The organism is Pseudomonas sp. L5B5, from assembly GCF_020520285.1.
GTDB lineage: Bacteria > Pseudomonadota > Gammaproteobacteria > Pseudomonadales > Pseudomonadaceae > Aquipseudomonas.
In genome coordinates, this window is sequence record NZ_CP084742.1 from 6,338,473 (window position 1) to 6,360,560 (window position 22,088).

A 22,088-nucleotide genomic window follows, 5' to 3' on the forward strand; every position below is an offset into this window, starting at 1 on the left:
CCTCAAGTAGTAGCAGGGCTAATAGTTAAGATAAGAATTTGAAAATTGACTAATCCTGGCACGGCGGCGATAAAGCCCACAAGCGCCATAGAGCGCCCCCGTGACCCAGCCTTCAGCACCTGCCCATAACTACAAATACACAGGTCCTTGCATGCACAGCACCCCTCAACCGCGCCGCGCCGCGGCAGCGGCCTTTATCGGCACCACCATCGAGTTCTACGACTTCTACATCTACGCCACGGCAGCGGCCCTGGTACTGGGGCAAGTGTTCTTCCCCAGTGGTGATCCGGTGACCAGCACCCTGGCGGCGTTCGGCAGCTTTGCCGTGGGTTTCATTGCACGGCCCATGGCGGGCATGGTCTTCGGCCACCTGGGCGACCGCCTCGGACGCAAGAAGATGCTCCTGGTGACCATGGCGCTGATGGGCCTGGCCACCACTGGCATCGGTCTCCTGCCCAGCTATGCCAGCGTCGGGATCTGGGCGCCCATCGGCCTGATCGTGCTGCGGTTGATCCAGGGCATTTCCGTAGGGGGCGAGTGGGGTGGGGCGGTGTTGATGGCCAGCGAGCACGCTCCCGCCCGGCGCAAGACCTTCTACGCCTCCTTCGCCCAGTTGGGCAGCCCGGCCGGCCTGTTGCTGGCATTGATCGCCTTTCGCCTGGTCACCAGCCTTGAGCCCGAAGACTTCCTCGCCTGGGGTTGGCGCCTGCCGTTCCTGGCCAGTGGCGTGCTGATGATGGTGGGCCTGATGATCCGTAGCGGAGTGCATGAGTCACCGGAGTTCGCCAAGGCTCGAGACAACAAGCAGACCGCCGAATACCCCGTGATGGAAGTGCTGCGCAGCTGCTGGCGGCAGATCCTGCTGGCCGCCGCGGCAGTGACCATCGGCTCGGCCGGCTTCTTTTTCACCAATACCTTCATGATTACCTACGTCACTCAGTACCAGGGCATACCTCGGGCGACCATCCTCGACTGCCTGTTCCTGGTGACCGTGATCCAGCTGCTGTCGCAACCGCTGTCGGCATTGCTGGCCGAGCGCATCGGCGAAGGGCGCTTCCTGATCCTGGTGGCGCTGCTGTGCATGCTCACTCCGTATCCGATGTTCCTCCTGGTAGGCACCCAGAACATAGTCCTGATGACCCTGGGCATCGCCCTGGCGGTGGTGATTCTCTCGGCGCTGTATGCAGTGATCGCCGGCTACATGACCCAGGCGTTCCCGGTACACCTGCGCTACTCGGGCATCTCCATTGCCTACCAGCTCAGTTGCGCCTTGGCCGGCGGCACCACGCCGCTGCTGGGCACGCTGCTGGCCAGCAAGTTTTCCGGGCAATGGCTGCCCCTGGCGCTGTTCTTCAGCCTGCTCTCGGCGTTGTCGCTGATCGGTGTCTGCGGACTGGCGCGGATGCGTGCCAACCCAATGGTCCAACCCGCTTCCAAAGAGGTGTATTCGTGAGCAAACCTGAACACATGAGTGCTGTCGAATGGCAGGCCCGTTGCGAACTGGCGGCGCTGTATCGCCTGGTGGCGCACTTTCGCATGACCGACCTGATCGACACCCACATCACCCTGCGCATTCCCGGGCCGGAGCATCATTTCCTGATCAACCGCTACGGGGTGATTTTCGATCGCATGCGCGCCAGCGACCTGGTGCGCATCGACCAGGACGGGCGCATCGTCGATCCGCACTACAGCGGGCACCGGGTCAACGCCGCCGGTTTTGTCATCCACTCGGCGATCCACATGGCCCGCCCGGATCTCAACTGCGTGATCCACACCCACACCGCTGCCGGCATTGCAGTGTCGGCCCAGCAACAGGGGCTGCTGCCCATCAGTCAGCACGCGTTGAAGTTCTACGGCAAGCTGGCTTATCACACCTATGAAGGCATCGCCCTGTCACTGGACGAACGCGAGCGTCTGATCGCCGACCTGGGGCCGCACAAGGCCATGATCCTGCGTAACCACGGCTTGCTGGTCGGCGGCGCCAGCGTGGCGCACGCGTTCCAGGAGATCCACTTCCTGGAGCGCGCCTGCCAGGCCCAGGTGCAGGCACTGGCCGGCGGGGCAGTGCTCAACTACCCGTCGCCGCAGGTTTGTGCCCACACTGCCGAGCAGTTCGAGCGCGACGATGCCGACAACATCATCGAACTCGCCTGGGCGGCGGCCCTGACCCTGATCGAACACCAGCGCGAGTCCTACCTGTCATGAGCAGTGTGGTGTTGCTGTCCCGCGACCGCCTGTTGCTGCAACAACTGCAACAGGCCTTTGCCCGCAGCGCGCCGCAGGTACGCGCGCTGCTGGCGGATGATCCCCAGGCGGCCCATGCACCCCTGGCAGCCTGTTGGTTCCCGCCGCCAGGCAGCCTGCAGGCATTGCCCGCATTGCAGCTGGTCCATTCGGTGGCGGCCGGCATCGATCACCTGGAACACGATCCCTCCTGCCCGCCATTGCCCGTGTGTCGAGTGGTGGATCCCGGGCATCGCCAGGGCATGACCGAGTACGTGCGCTGGGCGGTGATCCATTACCACCGGGGTTTTGACCGGGTGCTGCGGCAACAGGTCGAGCGCTGCTGGGAGCGGCCGCAGCAACTGCCGGCGCAGCAGTTCAAGGTCGGGGTCATGGGGCTGGGCTCCCTGGGCGGCGCCATTGCCCAGGACCTGGCCCTTGGCGGTTACCAGGTACGCGGCTGGGCCCGCAGTGCCAAGCAGGTGCCGCAAGTACGTTGCTTTGCCGGCCCCCAGGCCCTGGACAGCTTTCTCGAGGGCCTGGACCTGCTGGTCAACCTGTTGCCCCTGACCGCCGAGACCCGCGGCATTCTCGGCCATGCCACCTTCGCCCGGCTGGCGCCCGGCGCGGCGCTGGTCAACTGTGGACGCGGCGGCCACCTGTGTATCGACGACCTGCAGCAGGCCCTGGCCAGCGGCCAGCTGCGCGGGGCCGTGCTGGATGTCTTCGAAGAGGAACCGCTGCCCGCCGACCAGCGCCTGTGGAGCTTGCCCGGGGTGGTCATCACCCCGCACATGGCCTCGGCGGCGTCTCACGACTGCATTGCCCTGCAAGTGGCGGAGAACCTGCGCCGCCTGGAGGCGGGTGAGCCACTGCTGAACTTGGCCGACCGCACCCTGGGTTACTGAGCCTCAAGGCACGCTTGCAACAGCTCGAGGAACAGCGACTCGGCGCGGCTCAGGCGCTGTTCGCGGTTCCACAGCAGGTGGATGTCGACATCGGCGATGCCCTCCTGGGGTGGCAGGCGCCACAGCAGGCCGCTGTCGACATCGGCCGCCACCACATGCTCCGGCAGGCAGCCGATGCCGAAGCCGGCGATCACCAGGCGCCGCACTTCCTCCAGGCTCGGCGAGGAGGCGACGATGCGCCCGCTGAAACCCTGCTGGTCGCGAAAGATGGTCAGCGGCGAAAGCATGCCGCCGATCTGGTCGCTGGTGAAACTGACGAAGTTCTCCCGTTGCAGGTCGCCCTCGGCCACATCCGCACGGCCGAACAGCGGGTGGTGTTTGCCGCAGAAGAACGCATAGCGCTGGCGCAGGAACAGCCGCTGTTCCAGGCGCGGCTGCGGCCTGCGGTTGAGGCTCAGGCCCAGGGTCGCGGTCTTTTCCTGCAGGGCGCTGACGATGTCCGAGCTGCGCATCACTTCCACCTCGAGGTCGACCCGTGGATGCAGGCGGTGGAAGTCGGCGAGGAAGCCGTCGAAACGCTCGTTGAAGATCCGGCTGATGATCAACAGCCGCACCTTGCCGATCACCTCGTCAGCGGGTTGTTCCAGCACGCTGCTGACCTGGGACATCTGACCGTAGATCTCCCCGGCCAGGGCGAAGATCTGCTCGCCCACTTCGGTCAGGGCAAAGCGCGGGCCGCGCCGGGCAATCAACTGCCTGCCCAGTTGTTCCTCCAGGCGCTTGAGCGCCTGGCTCACCGCTGGCTGGGTCAGGTGCAGGCGCGCCGCCGCGCGGCTGATGCTCAGTTCCTGGCCGATCACCCGGAAAGTGCGTAACAGGTTCCAGTCGAGGCGGTCGTTGAGCAGGCGGCGGGCATCGCGATCGGACATGGCAAGGGCTCTGGAACGGGTTGAAGGCCAATAATAAGCTGAAATAATAATAGAGATAACCAATAGAAAATTGACTAATTATCCAGCGAAACGGATAAATCCCCCCAGACAGGCGCCAGCAAGAGCCCCTGCGCCTGACCCTTTCTCCTGCCAAAAAAATAATCAAGGGAGCCAACCATGAAGCCTTCCGCTTCGCCCCAGCCTCGCCGGGCTGCTGCCGCCGCCTTTATCGGCACCATGATCGAGTGGTACGACTTCTACATCTACGCCACCGCCGCGGCGCTGGTGTTCGGAGCCTTGTTCTTCCCCTCGGGCGACAAGCTGTTCAGCACCATGGCCGCCTTCGGCACCTTTGCCGTGGGTTTCTTCGCCCGGCCCTTGGGGGGCATCATCTTCGGCCATATCGGCGACCGCATCGGCCGCAAGAAATCCCTGGTGATCACCCTGCTGATGATGGGCGTGGTCACGGTCTGCATCGGCCTGCTGCCGACGTATGCGCAGATCGGCGCCCTGGCGCCGGTGCTGCTGGTCCTGCTGCGCATCGTCCAGGGCATTGCCGTGGGTGGCGAGTGGGGCGGGGCGGTGCTAATGGCCGGTGAGCATGCGCCCAAGGGCCGGCGCAACTTCTTCGCCTCCTTCGCCCAACTGGGCAGCCCGGCAGGGTTGATCCTGTCGCTGCTGGCCTTCAGCGCGGTAACCCGCCTGCCCGAGGATGCCCTGATGAGCTGGGGCTGGCGCCTGCCGTTCCTGGCCAGCGCGCTGTTGCTGCTGGTGGGCCTGGCGATTCGCCTGGGGGTCAACGAGTCGCCGGAATTCCTCGCCAGCCGCGAGCAGGCGGCCAAGGCTGCGCGCCACGAACAGGCGCCGGTGATGCAGGTGCTGCGCAGCGCCTGGCGTCCCTTGCTGCTGTGCATCGGCGCCAACACCCTGGGGATTGCCGGGGTGTATTTCACCAACACCTTCATGATTGCCTACACCACCCAGCAGCTTGAGCTCCCCCGGTCACTGATCCTCGAATGCCTGTTCGTGGTGGCGCTCATCCAGTTCTGCATCCAGCCCCTGGCCGCCTGGACCGCCGAGAAAATCGGTGCCACGCGCTTTCTCTGCCTGGTGTCGCTGCTGGCCATGGCCTCGCCCTATCCGATGTTCGTGCTGGTGAGTTCCGGGCAGGCGCCGCTGATGATCCTCGGCATCGCCCTGGCGGTGGTGTGCATGGCGTCTTTCTACGCGGTGATCGCCGGTTACGTCAGCGGCATGTTCGAGACCGGGGTGCGCTATACCGCGATCTCCCTGGCCTATCAGGTCTGCGGTGCCCTGGCCGGGGGCCTGACGCCACTGATCGGCACCTGGCTGGCCCATCGCTTTATCGGCCAATGGTGGCCGATGGCAGTCTTCTACAGCCTGATCGCTGCCGTATCGCTGATCTGCGTGCTGGCCCTGGCGCGCCGTCACGCCAACGCCCAACGCCTGGAAATGGCATCCCACGCCTGACTGTCTGGAGAACCTGATGATGTTGAAGATCAATGGCGAGCGCCTCTGGGCGAGCCTGATGGCCATGGCCGAAATCGGTGCTACCGCCCGCGGTGGCAGCTGCCGGCTGGCCTTGAGTGATGAAGACCGGGCCGGTCGCGAGCTGTTTGCCCACTGGTGCACGCAGGCGGGCATGCGCCTGAGCGTCGATCCCATCGGCAACCTGTTTGCCCGCCGTCCTGGCAGCGACCCCGACGCCGCCCCGGTGATGATGGGCAGCCATCTCGACACCCAGCCCGAAGGCGGGCGCTTCGACGGTGTGTACGGGGTGTTGGCCGGCCTGGAGGTGGTACGGCGCCTGAACGACCTGGGCATCCAGACCCGCAAGCCCCTGGAAGTGGCGGTCTGGACCAACGAGGAGGGCGCGCGTTTCACCCCAGCGATGTTCGGCTCGGCGGTGTTCACCGGGGTCATGGCCCTGGACACCGCCCTGGCGGTGCGCGACGCCGATGGCATCAGCGTCGCCCAGGCCCTGCAGCGCACCGGGTATGCCGGCAGTCGCCCCTTGGGCGGGGCGGTGGATGCCTACTTCGAGGCCCATATCGAACAGGGCCCGATCCTCGAGGACAACGCCAAGAGCATCGGCGTGGTCAGCGGTGGCCAGGCGATTCGCTGGCTCGACGTGCAAGTCGAGGGCATGGCGGCCCATGCCGGCACCACGCCGATGCCCCTGCGCAAGGATGCCCTGTACGGCGCGGCGCAGATGATCCTGGCGGTGGAACAGCTGGCGGCGGATTTTGCCCCCCAGGGCTTGACCACCGTGGGTGAGCTGAGCATCGCCAAGTCGTCGCGCAATACCATTCCCGGCCTGTTGAGCTTCACCGTCGACCTGCGCCACCACCAGGATCGGCAGATCGCCGCCATGGAGCAGCAGGTCGAGGAACGCCTGCAGGCCATCGCCGGCCAGCGCGGGCTCAAGGTCAGTATCAGCCGGCATTGGGTCAGCCCGGCCACGCCGTTCGATGCCGAGTGCGTGGCGGCGGTGCAGCAGGCGGTGGATGGCCTGGGCTACCCTCAGCAGTCCATCGTCAGCGGCGCCGGCCACGACGCCATCTTGCTGGCGCGTTACTGCCCGACAGCCATGGTGTTCATTCCCTGTGTCGGCGGCCTGAGCCACAACGAAGCCGAAGACGTGTTGCCCGAGGACGTGCGCCAGGGCACCGATGTATTGCTTAACGCCGTGCTGGCCCGTGCCGGCCAGGTTGAATAAGGAGAAGGTCATGCGCAGTTTTTTCCACCCCGAACAGTTGCTCCACCATCCACGCAGCTACTACTCGCGCGGCCAGATGCGCATACCCCAGGAGGTGCCGGAGCGCGCCCAGCGCCTGGTGCAGGCCGCACACTCCTTGGGTTTTGCCGTCGAGCAGCCACGGGATGCCGGGATGGCACCGTTGCTGGCGGTACACGGCGCGCCGTACTTGGCGTTCCTGCAGGATGCGCACCAGGGCTGGAAGGACATCCCCGAAGACTGGGGCGATGAGGTGATGTCCAACATCTTCGTGCGCGAGCCCAATGCCCTGCGCGGGGTCCTGGCCCAGGCCGCGTGCTACCTGGCCGACGGCAGTTGCCCGGTGGGTGAGTCGACTTGGCGCTCGGCCTACTGGTCGGCCCAGAGCGCCATCGCCGGGGCCCAGGCGTTGCTCGACGGTGAGCCGGCGGCCTACGCCTTGTGCCGCCCGCCGGGCCACCACGCGCGGGCCGAAGCCGCAGGCGGTTTCTGCTACCTGAACAACGCGGCAGTGGCGGCCCAAGTCCTGCGGGACAAGTACGCCCGGGTGGCGGTGCTGGACACCGACATGCACCACGGCCAGGGCATCCAGGAAATCTTCTACGAGCGCGCTGATGTGCTGTATGTCTCGGTGCATGGCGACCCCACCAACTTCTACCCGGGGGTGGCCGGGTTCGCCGAAGAGCGTGGCGCCGGGGCGGGGGAGGGCTACAACCTCAACCTGCCGATGGCCCATGGCGCCAGCGAAGGGGATTTCCTCGCCCGTCTGGAACAGGCCCTGGTGGCGGTGAAGGCGTTCGATGCCGAGGTGCTGGTGCTGTCTTTGGGGTTCGATATCTATGAACTCGACCCGCAGAGCAAGGTGGCAGTGACCCGGGACGGCTTCGCCATCCTTGGCCAGCGAATCCGCAGCCTGGGCCTGCCGTGCCTGATCGTCCAGGAAGGCGGCTATCATCTGGAAAGCCTGGAAGACAACGCCCGGGCCTTCTTCGCTGACGCCGCGGCCTGGACCTTCTGAACGGAACCTTTGAACGGCCCCGCTGACCGGGCCAGGCTCTGGTTTGTTCTTGCCTGGGGAACGGATGCAGGGCGTCCGTTTCCCGGCAATCTCCTCTACGACCCTCGGGTGTTGGCAGCCGCAAGCGCTCGAGTACCCCGCAACACCATCGCCGGTGCTGCGGGAACGGGCTTGCCGAGGCGTCAGTTGGCGCTGCTGGAATACACCCGCTGGCCGCCTTTCCAGGTCTCATGCACCTTGATGTCGCGGATGCTGGTGGCCGGGACGTTTTCGTCCAGCGGGTCCTGCTCGAGGATCACCAAGTCGGCGAAGTTGCCCACGGCCAGGGAGCCGGTCCAGGCTTCGGCATTGCACTGCCAGGCGGCATCGTAGGTGATGGCCTTCAGCGCTTGCTTGCGCGTCAGGCACTCTTGGGCGTTGAGCACCGGCAGCTGTTGCGGGTCCTGCACATAGGGGATCTGTCCTGGCAGGCGCAGGCCTTCCATCTTGCGCGTCACCGCCTGCTCCATCGAACGCAGTGGGCCCAGCGGCGTGACCGTGCAATCGCTGTGCAGGGAGATCCGCAGGTCCTTGCCCAGAGCCATCTGGCACAGGTCGAGCATGGTGTCGGCGCGATTCTCGAAGATCGCCTGCTGGAAGGCGTAGCCCCAGTAGCCGACATGCCCCACCAGGAAACTGGGCGACAGCCCCAGCTTGACCATGGTCTTGAGGCGATCTTCGCTGAGCAGCGAGCAGTGTTCGATGCGGTGGCGCTTGTTCAGGCCCACCCCCTGCTCGAAGGCTTTCTGGTAGGCCTGCAGGGTGAAGTCGATGGCCCGGTCGCCATTGGCGTGGATCATCAGCGGCCAGCCCTTGGCGGCGACGGCCTGGACCAGGTCCTGATAGGCGACGGGGAGGTCTTGCGGATCCTGGTCACCCTCGTCGCAGAAGTTGAAGTTGCCCTTGGGCCGGGCGCCAGCATTGCAGCAGTAGTCGGTGGCCTGGTAACCGGTCAGCCCCTGGTTGGAGCCGTCCGAGACCAGCTTCACCGAGCCCTGGTACATGCGCTTGGCCTGTTCGCGGGTGGCCGCCTGGTAGGTCGGCAGCTGGTTGATGCTCTTGGTCGTGCCGTTGCAGGCTGCGGCGTAGCCGATGCGCAGGGTACGCGGGTGATTGAGGAAATAGGCATCCAGCAGCAGCCTGGAGATGGGGTCCATCATGGCGTCGTACAACAGGGTGATCCCGCGCCGCGCGGCGGTAGCGAAATAGTGGTCCAGGCGCTTGAAGATAGTGAGCATCTCCAGTTGCTGCTTGAGGGGAATGACCAGGATCGCCTTGAACACATCCTCTTCCTGCACTGTGCCGTTATCGACCGGGATACCGGCCTTGGCGACCAATTCGCTGGCGGCGCTGTTCAGGTAGGCGGTGTGCATCGAGGCGCTGACCAGCAGCATCGGGTGCAGCTTGTCGATGCTGTCCAGGTTGCCGACTTCTTCGTCGAAGCCACAGCCCAGGGTGATGAGCTGGTTCTCGCCCCCGGGCACCACCGTGAAGGGCATCAGCGCCGGATCGACCATGTGCCCGAGGATCCAGGTCGAGTCGTCCTTGGGCAGCTGGGCCTGGATGGTGCTCTTCAGCCAGTTCCAGTCATAGACGGGGCGCAGTCGCTGGTTCTGCTGCTCGTCGTGGTTGAAGGCCTTGCTGTCGGGGTCGGTATCGACGTCGTTGACGATGGCGCCCAGGTTCAGCCAGCCATCCATGGCACAGCTCTGCACGATGTGGGCGTGGGGTTCCACCAGGCCGGGGAGCAGGGTCCTGCCGCCCAGGTCCTGGATGGCATAGGTGATGTTCAAGTCCTGCATGCGCGCCTTGACCTCGGCCAGGGTGCCGACGGCCACCACGTCGCCGGCATGGATGCCCAGGGCCTCGACGCGGTCGTCCATGTTGCCCTCGCGCAGGGGATAGAGGATGCCATTGGTGAAGACGATGGATGCGCCGTCCGGTTCCTGCAGCGGGCCATGGTTTTCGCGGGGCAGCCCGGCCATGTAGCGGGCTGGGTCGAGACTGTGCTTCAGCGCTTCCCAGACCGGGTTGTGACACCCGCACTGGATGTAGTCGTGATCATTTCCATTTGATCCCATGATGCGTTCCTCAAGGTTCTTGGTGGTTTGAGGGGGTAAGGTCCATGAGCCCTGGGGCACAGATCCGGCTCGCCCTGAGCGTAGCAGCCGTTCGCCGAGCAAGCTGGCCCATTGCCAGGAGCGGCCCGGTCCCGTGCCTCTTGGCAAGGTCCCTGGCAGCCTGGGAGTCAGGGTTTGATCAATACCGATTCGGTGCAGTGCTCGATCGCCGCATGCCCCGTCTCCGCCTGCGGATGGCGCTGGTCGACATTGGCCGCAGTAGCGCTCTTGTCCATGGCCGCCAGGCTCTCGCTGGAGCCGGCCTGGTAGCTCAGCAAGGCGCCGAGGGTGGCCATGATCGCCGTGGTGACCGCGATCTTGCTGGCGAAGCTGTCGCTGCGGGCATGGGCGTGCTCGCTCACGTGTTCCACATGTTTTTCGTGGGGGCTGGGCACTTCGAAGTCTTCGGTCATGGCGATCGATCGGAAGGAGGGCAGGGAAGAGGTTGCGAAGTGTAGCTACGGCCTTGACGCCCGGCTGGACTGGCGCCATTTCGTTCAGCCGGGCGACAGCCCCATGGCAGGCCGAGGACTTCAGCGGCGGAGTGCAACGATGTGCAATTCCTTAATATGACCATTTTGCGATAATAAAAAGGATATTCTCGTTAGACGGTCGTCAGGGGCCTTCATAAAGTGGGTGCATCGAACCATCGAGTACCCGTCATGCCTATTCATCGTGGGCCCGTGCTGGCCCTGTGTGCCCTGCTGGGTGCCTGTAGTGTCGGTCCGCAGCGACCGCCGAGCACGACCTTGAACCTGCCCGCCGCAGCCGTTCCGACCTCGCCGCCCGAGACCGAGCAGTGGTGGCGCTTGTACCGGGAGCCGGGGTTGAACGCCGCCGTGCTGGAGGCGCTGGGCCATAACCGCGACCTGCGGGTGGCAGCGGCCAACCTGCTGCAGGCCAAGGCCCTGCTGCGCGAGACCGATATCCTGGACCAGCCGCTGACCCAGGTGTCGGCCAGCGCCGGTTATGGCAGTACGGCGGACGACCAGTTGGAGGCGGCCCTGGGCGACAGTCGGCGTATCCGTACCGGGACCCGCTACGGTATCGGCCTGGACGTGCAGTGGGAAATGGACCTGTTCGGTCGCCTGCAAGGGCTGGAACAAGCGGCCCGGGCCGACGCCGAAGCCGCCCGGGCTGCCGAGGATGGCCTGCGTGTGGTGGTGGCCGCCGAAACCACCCGCGCCTGGTTGCAGGCGTGCAGCTATGGCCAGCGCCTGGATGTGGCGCGCCAGTCCCTGGCGCTGGTGGAGCAGGGGCGGGAGTTGACCGCCGAGCTGCATCGTTCCGGTGTTGCGCTGGCGCTGGATGTGGCACGCGCCGAAGGCCTGGTGGGGCAGGTCCGGGCCAGCCTGCCGCCACTGGAGGCTGGGCGCCAGCGCGCGCTGGCCGAACTGGCGGTGCTGCTCGGGCGCCTGCCCGGGGATGTTCCGGCGCCGGCACAGGCCTGCCGGCGGACACCGGCGCTGATTGCCGCCATGCCCGCTGACGATGCCCTGGCCATGTTGCGTCGGCGTCCCGACGTGAGCCAGGCCGAGCGCCGGCTGGCAGCGGCCACCGCGCGGATCGGGGTAGCCCGGGCCGATCTCTATCCGCGTATCAGCCTGGGCGCCGGGATCGCCAGCTCGGCCCATCATCCCAGTGGTTTCGATGAGCGTGATGCCTCGGCCTGGCGCCTGGGACCGCTGCTGTCCTGGAGTTTTCCCAACTTCAATGCGGTCCGCGCCCGCATCGCCCAGGCCGATGCCCGGGAGGGCGCGGCGCTGGCGGAGTTCGACCGCAGCATCTTGCTGGCGCTCAAGGAGCAGCGCCAGGCCCTGAGCGACTACCAGGCCGCCGGACAGCGCCGGCAAGACCTGCACCTGGCGGCCGAGCGCAACCACGAAACCCTGCGCCTGGCCGGGCTGGCCCGCGCCGCGGGTGCATCCAGCGCCCTGGACTATCTCGATGCCCAGCGCACCGATGTGGCCTCGCGAGCCGCGGCGGCACGGGCCGATGCCCAGCTGATCGATACCCAGGTCCTGGTGTTCAAGGCCTTTGGCGGCGGCTGGCGCGATGCTCCGCCGGTGATCCTGCCCACGCCATCCTCCTTTCGTACCTCTTCTTTTCAAGCTCCTTCCCTTCGAGCTAATGGCGAGACCCCGCAATGACCGATACCGCTGCTACTCCCGTTCCCGCTACCCATGGCCTGACCCGGCGCCGCCTGCTGCTGTGCATCGCGCTGGTCCTGGGCCTGTTGTTGATCCTGGCCTGGAGCCTGTACTGGTGGTTCAACGGCCGCTTCCTGGTGGAGACCGACGATGCCTACCTGCGGGCCGATATCGTCACGGTCGCGCCCCGGGTGGCCGGGTACCTGACTCGCGTCGAAGTGCGCGACAACCAGTTGCTCAAGGCCGGCGATCTCCTGGCCCGAATCGATGACAGCGATTATTTGGCCCGGGTCGAGCAGGCCGAGGCCATGCTGGCCGAGGCCCGTGCCGAACAGCGCACCGGCCAGGCCCGGTTAGCCAACCTGGAGGCGCGCCAGCAGCAACAGCAGAGCCTGATCGGTGAAGCCCAGGCGCGCGTAGGCGCTGCCGAGGCCGAGGCCTTGCGGGCCGGTCAGGAAGGGCGCCGGCAACGGCACCTGGCCAGCCAGCAGGTCAGCAGCGTGCAGCAATTGGAAAGCGCCGATGCCCTGGCCCGCCAGGCCGATGCCGCGCTGGTGGCGGCCCGGGCCACCCTGGCCGCTCGCCGCCAGCAGGTGGCAGTGCTCAATACCGAACAACAGAGCGCCCGGGCCCAGTTGGACAAGCTCGAGGCCGGTGTGGCCCGCGTGGTGGCGCAACTGCAACTGGCCCGCATCGACCTGGCGCGGACCCAGATCCGCAGCCCGGTGGACGGCATCGCCGGGCAGCGCAGCCTGCGCCTGGGGCAGTACGTGGAAGTGGGTGCGCCCTTGCTGGCAGTGGTGCCTCAGGAGGCCTACGTGGTGGCCAACTACAAGGAGACCCAGGTGGACGGCATGCGCCCCGGGCAAGCGGCACGGATCGAGATCGATGCCCTGGGCGGCCAGGTGCTCACCGGCCGGGTCGACAGCTTTGCCCCGGCCTCCGGCGCGCAGTTCGCCTTGCTGCCACCGGACAACGCCACCGGCAATTTCACCAAGATCGTGCAGCGCATGCCGGTACGCATTCACCTGGACCCCGGGCAGCCGCGCCAGGGTGAATGGCGCCCGGGCATGTCGGTGGTGGTGACCGTGGATACTCGCCATGACTAGCGCCGAACGGGTGTCCGAACCGGTGGCCGAGGCAGTGCCGGCCATCAGCCTGCGCACCTGGGTGGCGGTGCTGGGCAGCGTGGTCGGCTGTTTCATGGCCGGGATGAACGTGCACGTGACCAACGCCTCGCTGCCCGATGTGCGCGGCTCCCTGGGCGCCACCTTCGAAGAGGGCTCGTGGATCACCACCGCCTACCTGGTGGCCGAGATCATCATCATTCCCATGACGGGCTGGCTGGTCTCGGTGTTTTCCATGCGCCGGGTGCTGATGGTCGGGACTGCCGGTTTCGTACTGTTCTCCATTGCCTGTTCCCTGGCGCCGAACATCCACAGCCTGATCCTGGCGCGGGTGCTGCAAGGGGCCTTCGGCGGCGTGCTGATCCCCTTGTCGTTCCAGCTGATCGTCACCGAACTGCCGGCGGCCCGCCATCCGATGGGCATGGCGCTGTTCGCGGTGGCCAACAACGTCGCCCAGGCGGCGGGACCGTCCTTGGGGGGCTGGCTCACGGATGCCTATTCCTGGCGCTGGATCTTCTACCTGCAAGTACCGCCCGGGCTGTTGCTGCTGGCCGCCATCGGCTGGTCGGTGCGGCCGCAGCCGATGGTCCTGGAGAAACTGCGCCAGGGCGACTGGGGCGGCATCGCCAGCATGGCGGTGGGCCTGGCGGCCTTGCAGATCATGCTGGAGGAGGGCGGGCGCCATGACTGGCTGGCTTCGTCGTTCATCGTCAATTGCGCGGTGCTGGCCTGCGCCGGCCTGCTGGCCTTCGTGTTCATCGAGTTGCGACGTCCCCAGCCATTGATCAACCTGCGCCTGCTGGCACGCTACAACTTCGGCATCGCCAGCCTGATGCAGTTCACCTTTGGCGCGGTGGTGTTTGGCGTGGTGTTCCTGGTGCCCAACTACTTCGCCGAGATCCACGGCTACAACGCCCGGCAGATCGGCCTGATGATGATCCCGTATGGCCTGATCCAGTTCGCCATGTCCTTCGCCACCCCGCGCCTGATGCGCTGGACCAGCGCGCGCACCATCATCATTGCCGGTTTCGCCATTACCGGCATCGGTTGCCTGATGAACATGCACCTGAACCCCGATGCTTCGGTCAACGTCATCGTGCCGTCGCTGGTGATCCGCGGCATTGGCCAGTCGCTGGTGGTAGTGGCGCTGGGCGTGATGGCCATCCAGGGGCTGGAGAAAGACCAGGTGGGTTCTGCCTCGGGCCTGTTCTCCATGGTGCGCAATGTCGGTGGCGCCATTGGGATCGCCCTGTCCAGCCAGGTGGTGGTGGAGCGGGAGAAGTTCCACGGCCAGCGCATCGGCGAATCGGTGAATCTGTTCACCCAGGCCACCCAGGAGCGCCTGGTGGAGTGGGTGCGCAAGTTGTCCGGGTCGTTCCTGGACCACGCCAGCGCGCTGCACTCGGCGGCGGCGGCACCGCTGCGCCGCCAGGCCCTGGAACTGATGAACCGGGTGCTGCACCGCGATGCCTTGCTGATGGCCTACAGCGACGCCTTCCTGCTGGCCGGGCTGGCCATGCTGCTGTGCGTACTGGCTGGGTTAATGCTGCGCCGGGCCTGAGTCGTCAGCGGTAGAACTCCGACGGCGGGGTGCCGAACTGACGCTTGAAGGCGGCGGCGAAGGCGCTCTGGCTATCGTAGCCGTGTTGCAAGGCCACCTGGACCACCGGCATGCCCTGGGCCAGGCACTCCAGGGACATCAGCAGCCGCGCCTGCTGGCGCCAGCGGCCGAAGGTGATGCCGGTATGGCGTTGGAACTGGCGGTGGAAGGTCTTGGCGCTCATGGCCAGGCGGTCGCTCCACTGCTCGGCGGTGCGACTGTCCGCGGGGTCATCGGCCAGGGCCTGGCAGACGTGGAGCATGCGCGGGTCCTGGGGCCAGGGCAGGCTGAACGGCAGCACCGGCAGCGAGCGCATTTCATCGAGGATCAGGCGCATCAGGCGGCCATCGCGGCTGTCGGCCTGGTAGTGCTCGTCCACCTGGGACGCGGCCAGGATCAATTCGCGCAGCAAGGGCGAAACCTCGATCACGCAGTCATGTTCAGGCAAGCCGCTGATGGCGTCGACGTTGACGAACAGGCTGCGCATGCGCACCGCGCCGCGCATGCGCACCCGATGCTCGACCCCGGCCTGCAACCACACCCCGCGGCTGGGGGGCACGACCCAGCGTCCGGATTGGGTATCGATCACCAGCACGCCTTCGATGGCATAGGCCAGTTGCGAACGGGGATGGCTGTGGGAGGGGATCGTGTGGCCATTGGGATAGTCCACGGCAATGCTGGTGACCGGCACCGCGAGGCTATCGATGGACGAAACCACCAGCAGGTCGGACATGGGACGGGGCGCCTCCGGGCAGCGGGGAACAAGGAGGCACATCATAAAGCCGAGTGTCTGTTTCAAGACAATAAAAGCGAAATCAGCGCAGGACTTGCAGCCGACGGCGGGCTGCAGGCCAGGCAAAAAAAAGCCCGCCAAGGGCGGGCCAAATGGGATTCGTTCAGGAGTGCTGCTCAATCTACGGGAGGGGAGGTGAAAGAGCCGTGAAAGAAAGGTCGTGCTGAGGAAAAAACGCATCGGTTTTTTCCACAATCCCTCACACTTCTAGGATTTATCCGATAGGGCCATCCAGGGAGTCTCCGTAACATGGCCTCCTGCTCGCCCAGCCAAAGGGGGGCTTCGGCTTAAGATGCCATGGCCGAAGTGATGGGCGAGCACCCTTTCCTCCCTCCCTCTCGTCAATCCCTTCGCTGTTGCTTGCTCCCGTTCCTTTCCTTGCTTCCCACCCTTCGTGCCAGGGTCAGGCTGGCCGTTCGAGCCGCCGCTGGATTTCGGCCCACAACTGCGGATCATTGAAATCGCCAATCACTCGATGGGCTCCGGCGTCCAGCAACGTCGCGGGCGGCTGGCTGGTGGCCAGGCCGAAAGTGCAGATACCGGCGCCGACTGCCGCGGTCAGTCCGGGGACCGAGTCCTCGAAGGCCAGGGCGTGGCCGGCTTCGGCATCCAGGCATTGCAGGCCGCGCAGGTAGGGCAGGGGGGCGGGTTTGGCCCGGGGCAACTCCTCGGCCACCAGGACAATGGGCAAGCGCTGCACAAGGTCCAGGGCCTGGAGCATGTGCTCGGCATTGGCGCGTGGTGCATTGGTCACCACGCAGGTGCGGATGCCGTGCTGCTCGGCGAAGTCCAGCAGGCGCAACAGGCCGGGGATGGGGGCCAGTCGGGGGGACAATTGGCGAAAGCGCTGTTCCTTGCGCTCGGCAAAGGCTTCATGTTCGGCCACGCTGCGGCCTGGAAACAGGTAGCGGCAGAGGTTGGCGTTGGCCTGGCCGCTGACATGGACCATGAATTCTTCGTGGCTGAAGATCCGGTCTTCTTCTTCCAGCAGCAGCTGTTGCAGGGCCAGCAGGTGCAGGGCGTCGGTATCGGTCAAGGTACCGTCGAGGTCGAAGAGCAAAGCGTTGAGCATGGGAGACAGTTCCTGTCGGGCCCATCGGGGCCGGTTGGCTGAATCGATCAAGCCCGCATGCTAGCAGGCTTGATCGCAGCCGTGGCCGGTGCGCGGGGCTCAGCCCTGGGCCTGGTCTTCGTCGTCAGGCGCCGGGCAGTGATCCTGCGGGTTGGTTGGCCACAGCACTTTGCCCTGGCCATCGAGGACCTGCTCGGCGCCGCAGTCGACCTGGGTCACCTGGAAGCTCGGGGTGCCGTCCAGGCGATACAGGGCCTTGATGCTGCGGGACTGGTCATCGCCCAGGCCTTCCACGGCAAAACCGAAGATCGCGCCACGGGCTTCGTCCACCACCAGCTCCTGCCACTTGCTGGAGATCAGGCGCTTGCCCTTGAGGTCCAGCAGCGCGACGGTCGCCAGTGGCGAGGTGTCTTCGCTGGCCAGCAGGTAGTGGCCTGTGTCGTCCAGGCGGATGTCCACGTACTGGCCAGGCTCCATCAGGACCTTGCCGCTGGCGTCCATCAGGCCCACGGTGGCGATCTTGGTCGCTTCGCCGAACAGGGTGACCGGCTTGGTCGGGCTCTCAGGCGTGCTGAAGGCGAACAGGTCGGGGGTGATCGCGCCGATATTGGTGTAGGTCGGCTTGAACAGTTCGACGCCCTTGTCCACATCGAAGATGCCGAAGGTCGCGCTGAAGGCGTTCTGCAGCACGGCTACCTGGTTCAGCCCCGGAACCTGGGAAAACAGGCCATTGGGGCTGAAGCCGGCGGGCTCTGCCGAATCGTATGCCGGTTGCACCTTCCATTGGCCCTGCTGGTCGATCATGCCGACCTTGCCACTCTCGCCTTCGGCGTTCCTGGCCGCAACCAGCGCGCCCTGCTTGCCGAACACTTCACAGTTGGCGAACTGGGCCTGGATGACCGTCTTGCCTTGCATGTCCAGGTAGCCGCAAGGACTGTCGTACTTCTCCTTGAAGGCCACCCGGTTTTCGCCCGGCACGCCCAGCCAGTAGTAATGGTTGCTGCCGATCAGTTGCGCCTGGGTATCGGCCAGGGCCTTGCCCCGCTCATCGCTGACCACCAGGTAGCCGTTGGCGGCACTGTCGATGCTGTCGAACTCGACCTGCTTCTGTTCGTGGGTCTTGAGGTTGTACGCCCACTTTTCATTGCCGCGCTCGGCCGTCATCCACCCGCCGCGCTTGGCGAAGTTGTCACGCACCACGCTGCTGTCATACAGCGCCTGGGTCAGCTCCTGGCCCTGGGTGTCCAGCAGGCCGCGCTTTTCATTCAGCTCGTAGACGATGAAGTCGTCCTGGCCGCCGACGTACAGGTCGTCGAAGCGCGCAGGCTGGACCTGCTTGCCGGTCTGGTCGATGACGCCCACCTTGCCATCCTTGCCGAAACCGAAATACCCGGGCGTCAGCAGGCGCAGGTCGTCGGTGAAGTCGGCCAGCAGGATCTGCTTGCCATCGCCGCTGGCCAGGTTCCAGGTCCCGTCCTTGGCGAACAGGAAGCTCTTGTCCAGGGGCAGGGTGACCACGGCGTCATAGTCGTTGTCGGCGCTGACCAGCACGGAACCGTTCTGGTCCAGTACTGCACATTCACCATTGGCGCACACCGGAATCACCATGGCCGCAGGTGCCGGGGCAGGCGCGGTGGCCACCGTCTTGGGACTGGATTCTTCCTTGCATCCAACCAGGGTCAGAGCAGACAACGAGAGGATCAGCGAGCCGAGACGGGCACTGGCGCTTCTATCCATGAACTTCAGGTTCCTTGTAATAGGGGGAAATGCCGAGCCTGCTGGCGAGCGGATGGGCGCGGCGGGGTGATTCTGCGGTGGCGACGGATAAATGCAAGGTCCAATTGCAAAGAAAACCTCCAGTACAGCGGCGCGAGCTGTCTCAGGCCGCGCCCCTGGAACACTGCTATTGCTGCATGGCCTTCAACCGGGCCGGGAACAGGACCCTTCTACAGCCCCAGCACCGGGCAGCTCAGATCACCTTCCTCGCAATTCCGGTAATGCTTGAGGTTCTCCACACGGGCCTTGGTCAGTGCCGTCATGCACTGGCTGTAGGCCAGGGGATAGAGGCTGCCACTTTCCACAACGGAGGTGGCGTAGCTGCACTCGGCATCGCGGAACGCCACCCAGGCGCGCTGGGCGCTGACCAGCCGCTGCTTGGTCTGGGCCTGGTTTTTCAAGCCTTGGCCGATTTCTTGGTAAAGGCGGTTCAGCTCCTTGTCCGCAGTCTTGTACTGAACGCTGGCGCACTGGTTCAGAGCCGCCTGGGTGGGCGCATTGCTGCACTCGTCGGCGTGGGCCAATGACACAAGCAGCAGGGGGGCAAGGGCCAGGATCAGGGTCGGGCGCATGGGAGGTCTCGCTATCGATCAATGGGGTAGAGAGGCAGTCTAGTCGCGGCTGGGTGGCCACTGCGGCCAACTGTCCAGGCCTGCGTGAGCCAGCCAGGGCACGTCGTGGGATGTCCAGATATGCACCTGTGGCGTCTGCCCCGGATCATCGTCCAGGGTCGCTACCCGCAGGATCACATGGGGCTGCCCCACGCGTTCGGCCAGCAGATGAGAGCCGCAGACCGAGCAGAAGTGCCGCAGCTTGCCCGGGGACGATTCGTAGCGGCTCAGGTGCTCCTGGCCACGCAGCCACTGGAAGTGCTCGCGCATCACCCCGGCCGTGGAGGCAAAGGCGGCGGCGTGAGCCTTGCGGCAGGTCTGGCAATGGCAGTGGCCGATGGGCATGTCCAGGCGCTCGACCTGGTATTGCACGGCCTTGCACAGGCAGCTGCCGTGCAACGGCCTGGCAGGCGCGTGGCGCTGGGCCGCGGCCAGCAGGTCGTCGGCCATGGCCTGGATCTCCTGGCCCATGTGCAGCTGGGCCAGCCAGTGCGCCGGTATGCTCTGGATACCGTAGAAGGCCCCGGCCAGTTGGCCGACGATGGCGGCGGTGGTGTCGGCATCGTCCCCCAGGTTGGCTGCGGCCAGCACGGCATCCGCGTAGTTGTCGCTGTGCTGGAAGCACCACAGCGCGGCCTCCAGGGAGTCCACGCAATAACCGTTGCCGCGGATCGCTTCGCGGCTCTTGTTCCGGTAGCTGCCGCGAGCCAGGGCGCTCACCTTGGCCTGTTCGAAGGGCATGTCGTCCACCTCCAGCAGCTCCTGCTTGGAGGCGCCGCCCAGGGCCCTGGCGATCAGTGTGGCGAACAACTGGCAGCACTCGATGGCCTCGGCGGCGCCATGGGTGGTGCGCGAGCTGTCACCGGCAAACTGCCGGACCCGGGCGAGGTCGGGATGGAAGAACAGCACCACGGGCGCCAGGCGCATCAGCGAGCCGTTGCCGGCGGTCTGGGGATCGCTGGAACCGGCGAAGGGCCGGCCATGCTCCTGGTAGTCGGCCAGGGCCTGGCGCACCGTCATGCCGATGTCGAAGCATTCGCCAGTGGCGCTGAGGTAGCCCCATTGCCACCAGTTCAGGTAGCGACCCATCTGGTCGGCGGCATCGAAACCCTCCTTGCGCAGCAGGCTTTCCCCCAGACACAGGGCCATCGAGGTGTCGTCGGTCCACTGGCCGGGCTTGAGGTTGAACGGCCCGCCGCCTTGCAGGTCAGTAACGGGTGGGAAGCTGCCACGGGGCTTGAACTCGACGCAGGTGCCGACGGCATCGCCGCAGGCCAGGCCCAGCAGGCTGCCGCGATAGCGGTCGATAAGGGCGGTGGGCATGGCAGGTCCTTTGCTTTGGCGATGGGGCGCTGACAGTAGCATTTTTCCTGGCGTCGATCAGGCGGCTCGCGGTCCGCCAAAGGTTGCGCTCGGCCCAGGGCGCACTAGTGTTGATCACTGGAGGTGACTTATGAATTCTTCAAATCGCATCGAACGCAAGATCCTGCTCCAGGCCAGTCCGGCGCAGGTCTGGGCCGCGCTGAGCGAGGCCGAGAGTTTCGGTCGCTGGTTTGGCGTGACGCTCGCCGACCAGCATTTCGCACCCGGCCAGAAGGCCCGCGGCGCCATCACGTATCCCGGTTATGAACACCTGATGCTGGAGGTACAGGTCGAGCAGATGCTGCCCGAGGAACTGTTCTCCTTCCGTTGGCACCCCTATGCCGTGGACCCGGCCGTGGACTACTCGAGCGAGCCTACTACCCTGGTGCAGTTCGAACTGGAAGAGCACGGCGCCGCGACCCTGTTGCGAGTCACCGAGTCGGGTTTCGACGGCATTGCCGCCGACCGTCGGCTCAAGGCGTTTCGCATGAACAGCCGCGGCTGGGACGAGCAGATGGGCAATATCGAGAACTACCTGCGCCAGCGCTGATGCCGAGGCGGCCAGGCTTGCGCGTGTGCCGGGCGGCGATTGAAACTTGCAGCTTGTCGTTGACTGCCTGGAGCTGCTGTTGTGTTTGCTGCCTATATCGAACGTTGGCACCTGGTGCCCGATGGCGAGCCCATCCTCACCCCGGGTAGTCGCCTGTTGCCGGTGCGCCTGGAGACGGGGGCACCGGCGATGCTGAAGATCGCCCTGGACGAAGACGAACAGGCTGGCAACCGACTGATGGCCTGGTGGGCCGGGGAGGGCGCGGCCCGGGTGCATGCCCAAGAAGACGATGCGCTGCTGATGGCGCGTGCCATGGGTGCTGGCTCGTTGATGCGCATGGCCCTTGCCGGGCAGCATGATGCGGTCAGCCAGGTCGTCTGCACGACCCTGGCACGCCTGCATGCGCCACGGGCCAAGCCGCTGCCGCCGTTGCTGGCGCTGGATCACTGGTTCAAGGATCTGCGCGAGGCGGCGCGGCAACAGGGTGGCCTGTTCCTTGAAAGCCTGGCCATGGCGGAACAGCTGCTGGCCACCCCTCGGGATGAAGTGGTGCTGCATGGCGATGTGCACCACGACAACGTGCTGGATTTCGGCGAGGCGGGCTGGTTGGTCATCGACCCCAAGCGGGTATACGGCGAGCGCACCTTCGACTTCGCCAACCTGATCTGCAACCCGGACCTGCCCAGCGCCACCGATCCCCGGCGTTTCGAACGCCAGGTGCAGGTGATTGCCCAGGCGGCCGACCTGCAACCCCGGCGCCTGGTGCAGTGGGTCCTGGCTTTCAGTGGCCTGTCCGCTGCCTGGTTTCTCGAGGACGATCATCACGCCGCGGCCCGCCATCAGCTCAAGCTTGCGGCCCTGGCGGTTCAGGCGCTGGCGCGATGACCTCAGGGATTGCGTAGGTGCGCTGTAGTCAATTTCCTACACGCGCTGTACTTCAATGCGCCTTCTGCACCTTGGGTCGCGTGTTTAATATCTCTTCCCACAACTGCAGCGCAGGACGCGCTCAGGATCACGGAAGATCGACCATTAGCACGGATGCTGCAGACAGG

18 protein-coding genes and 2 pseudogenes are annotated in these 22,088 nt (G+C 65.7%); 11 read left to right on the top strand and 9 right to left on the bottom strand.

Annotation, left to right across the window (positions count from 1 at the left end; genetic code table 11):
- Positions 1-151: 151 nt before the first annotated feature.
- The 3 genes from LGQ10_RS29230 to LGQ10_RS29240 are packed head-to-tail and all read left to right on the top strand — an operon-like array spanning position 152 to position 3,131.
- Positions 152-1,453, top strand: a complete 1,302-nt coding sequence (locus tag LGQ10_RS29230) for an MFS transporter (protein WP_226523964.1) — start codon at positions 152-154, stop codon at positions 1,451-1,453.
- A complete protein-coding gene (locus LGQ10_RS29235; RefSeq protein ID WP_058436587.1) occupies positions 1,450-2,205 on the top strand; it encodes a class II aldolase/adducin family protein in 756 nt (251 codons plus the stop codon). Before LGQ10_RS29230 ends, LGQ10_RS29235 begins: the two co-directional genes overlap by 4 nt.
- A complete protein-coding gene (locus LGQ10_RS29240; RefSeq protein ID WP_058436588.1) occupies positions 2,202-3,131 on the top strand; it encodes a 2-hydroxyacid dehydrogenase in 930 nt (309 codons plus the stop codon). Before LGQ10_RS29235 ends, LGQ10_RS29240 begins: the two co-directional genes overlap by 4 nt.
- On the opposite strand, the gene LGQ10_RS29245 is transcribed toward LGQ10_RS29240, so the two are convergent.
- Positions 3,125-4,060, bottom strand: a complete 936-nt coding sequence (locus LGQ10_RS29245; protein WP_226523965.1) for a LysR family transcriptional regulator — start codon at positions 4,058-4,060, stop codon at positions 3,125-3,127. The two genes, LGQ10_RS29240 and LGQ10_RS29245, sit on opposite strands and share 7 nt — an antisense overlap.
- Positions 4,061-4,237: 177 nt before the next feature.
- Here LGQ10_RS29245 and LGQ10_RS29250 point away from each other — a divergent pair, with 177 nt between their 5' ends.
- From LGQ10_RS29250 to LGQ10_RS29260, 3 genes are read left to right on the top strand one after another with little or no spacing between them, the layout of a single operon-like run.
- Positions 4,238-5,551 (top strand): MFS transporter, encoded by a 1,314-nt coding sequence (locus tag LGQ10_RS29250; protein ID WP_226523966.1) that lies wholly within the window; start codon positions 4,238-4,240, stop codon positions 5,549-5,551.
- A gap of 19 nt (positions 5,552-5,570) precedes the next feature.
- Positions 5,571-6,800: a Zn-dependent hydrolase gene (locus tag LGQ10_RS29255; RefSeq protein ID WP_226526226.1), complete on the top strand. Its 1,230-nt coding sequence runs from the start codon at positions 5,571-5,573 to the stop codon at positions 6,798-6,800.
- 10 nt (positions 6,801-6,810) lie between these two features.
- Positions 6,811-7,836, top strand: a complete 1,026-nt coding sequence (locus LGQ10_RS29260) for a histone deacetylase family protein (protein ID WP_226523967.1) — start codon at positions 6,811-6,813, stop codon at positions 7,834-7,836.
- Between the two features lie 182 nt (positions 7,837-8,018).
- Here the strand turns inward: LGQ10_RS29260 and LGQ10_RS29265 are convergent, their stop codons facing one another.
- Both LGQ10_RS29265 and LGQ10_RS29270 read right to left on the bottom strand, forming a co-directional pair.
- Entirely contained in the window at positions 8,019-9,956 is a 1,938-nt protein-coding gene (locus LGQ10_RS29265) for an amidohydrolase (protein WP_226523968.1), read from the bottom strand.
- Positions 9,957-10,210: 254 nt separating this feature from the next.
- Positions 10,211-10,408: pseudogene (locus tag LGQ10_RS29270) on the bottom strand (hypothetical protein); the annotation flags it as partial.
- 249 nt (positions 10,409-10,657) lie between these two features.
- Between LGQ10_RS29270 and LGQ10_RS29275 the strand changes: the two are divergent.
- The 3 genes from LGQ10_RS29275 to LGQ10_RS29285 are packed head-to-tail and all read left to right on the top strand — an operon-like array spanning position 10,658 to position 14,833.
- Positions 10,658-12,145, top strand: coding sequence for an efflux transporter outer membrane subunit (locus LGQ10_RS29275; RefSeq protein WP_226523969.1), 1,488 nt, complete (start codon positions 10,658-10,660; stop codon positions 12,143-12,145).
- Positions 12,142-13,254 carry an HlyD family secretion protein gene (locus tag LGQ10_RS29280; RefSeq protein WP_226523970.1) on the top strand — a complete coding sequence of 371 codons (1,113 nt, stop codon included), beginning with the start codon at positions 12,142-12,144 and terminating at the stop codon, positions 13,252-13,254. Before LGQ10_RS29275 ends, LGQ10_RS29280 begins: the two co-directional genes overlap by 4 nt.
- Positions 13,247-14,833, top strand: a complete 1,587-nt coding sequence (locus tag LGQ10_RS29285; RefSeq protein WP_226523971.1) for a DHA2 family efflux MFS transporter permease subunit — start codon at positions 13,247-13,249, stop codon at positions 14,831-14,833. Before LGQ10_RS29280 ends, LGQ10_RS29285 begins: the two co-directional genes overlap by 8 nt.
- A gap of 4 nt (positions 14,834-14,837) precedes the next feature.
- Here LGQ10_RS29285 and LGQ10_RS29290 read toward each other — a convergent pair whose 3' ends face one another.
- The 6 genes and pseudogenes from LGQ10_RS29290 to LGQ10_RS29315 form a co-directional block, all read right to left on the bottom strand.
- On the bottom strand, positions 14,838-15,605 hold the full coding sequence (locus tag LGQ10_RS29290; protein ID WP_226523972.1) for an AraC family transcriptional regulator: 768 nt from the start codon (positions 15,603-15,605) through the stop codon (positions 14,838-14,840).
- A gap of 463 nt (positions 15,606-16,068) precedes the next feature.
- The gene (locus LGQ10_RS29295) at positions 16,069-16,737 is read right to left on the bottom strand and encodes an HAD family hydrolase (RefSeq protein WP_226523973.1); all 669 of its coding nucleotides are present in this window, start codon (positions 16,735-16,737) and stop codon (positions 16,069-16,071) included.
- A 99-nt stretch (positions 16,738-16,836) separates the two neighbouring features.
- Positions 16,837-18,474: a WG repeat-containing protein gene (locus tag LGQ10_RS29300; RefSeq protein ID WP_226523974.1), complete on the bottom strand. Its 1,638-nt coding sequence runs from the start codon at positions 18,472-18,474 to the stop codon at positions 16,837-16,839.
- 209 nt (positions 18,475-18,683) lie between these two features.
- On the bottom strand, positions 18,684-19,085 hold the full coding sequence (locus LGQ10_RS29305) for a lysozyme inhibitor LprI family protein (RefSeq protein WP_226523975.1): 402 nt from the start codon (positions 19,083-19,085) through the stop codon (positions 18,684-18,686).
- Between the two features lie 39 nt (positions 19,086-19,124).
- On the bottom strand, positions 19,125-19,574 hold the full coding sequence (locus tag LGQ10_RS29310) for a GFA family protein (protein ID WP_319003955.1): 450 nt from the start codon (positions 19,572-19,574) through the stop codon (positions 19,125-19,127).
- A gap of 51 nt (positions 19,575-19,625) precedes the next feature.
- A pseudogene (locus LGQ10_RS29315) lies at positions 19,626-20,489 on the bottom strand (ADP-ribosylglycohydrolase family protein); the annotation flags it as partial.
- Positions 20,490-20,577: 88 nt separating this feature from the next.
- On the opposite strand from LGQ10_RS29315, the gene LGQ10_RS29320 reads away from it, so the two are divergent.
- Both LGQ10_RS29320 and LGQ10_RS29325 read left to right on the top strand, forming a co-directional pair.
- Positions 20,578-21,036, top strand: coding sequence for an SRPBCC family protein (locus tag LGQ10_RS29320; RefSeq protein WP_058437221.1), 459 nt, complete (start codon positions 20,578-20,580; stop codon positions 21,034-21,036).
- Between the two features lie 81 nt (positions 21,037-21,117).
- The gene (locus LGQ10_RS29325) at positions 21,118-21,921 is read left to right on the top strand and encodes an aminoglycoside phosphotransferase family protein (RefSeq protein ID WP_226523976.1); all 804 of its coding nucleotides are present in this window, start codon (positions 21,118-21,120) and stop codon (positions 21,919-21,921) included.
- The last annotated feature ends 167 nt before the right edge of the window (positions 21,922-22,088 follow it).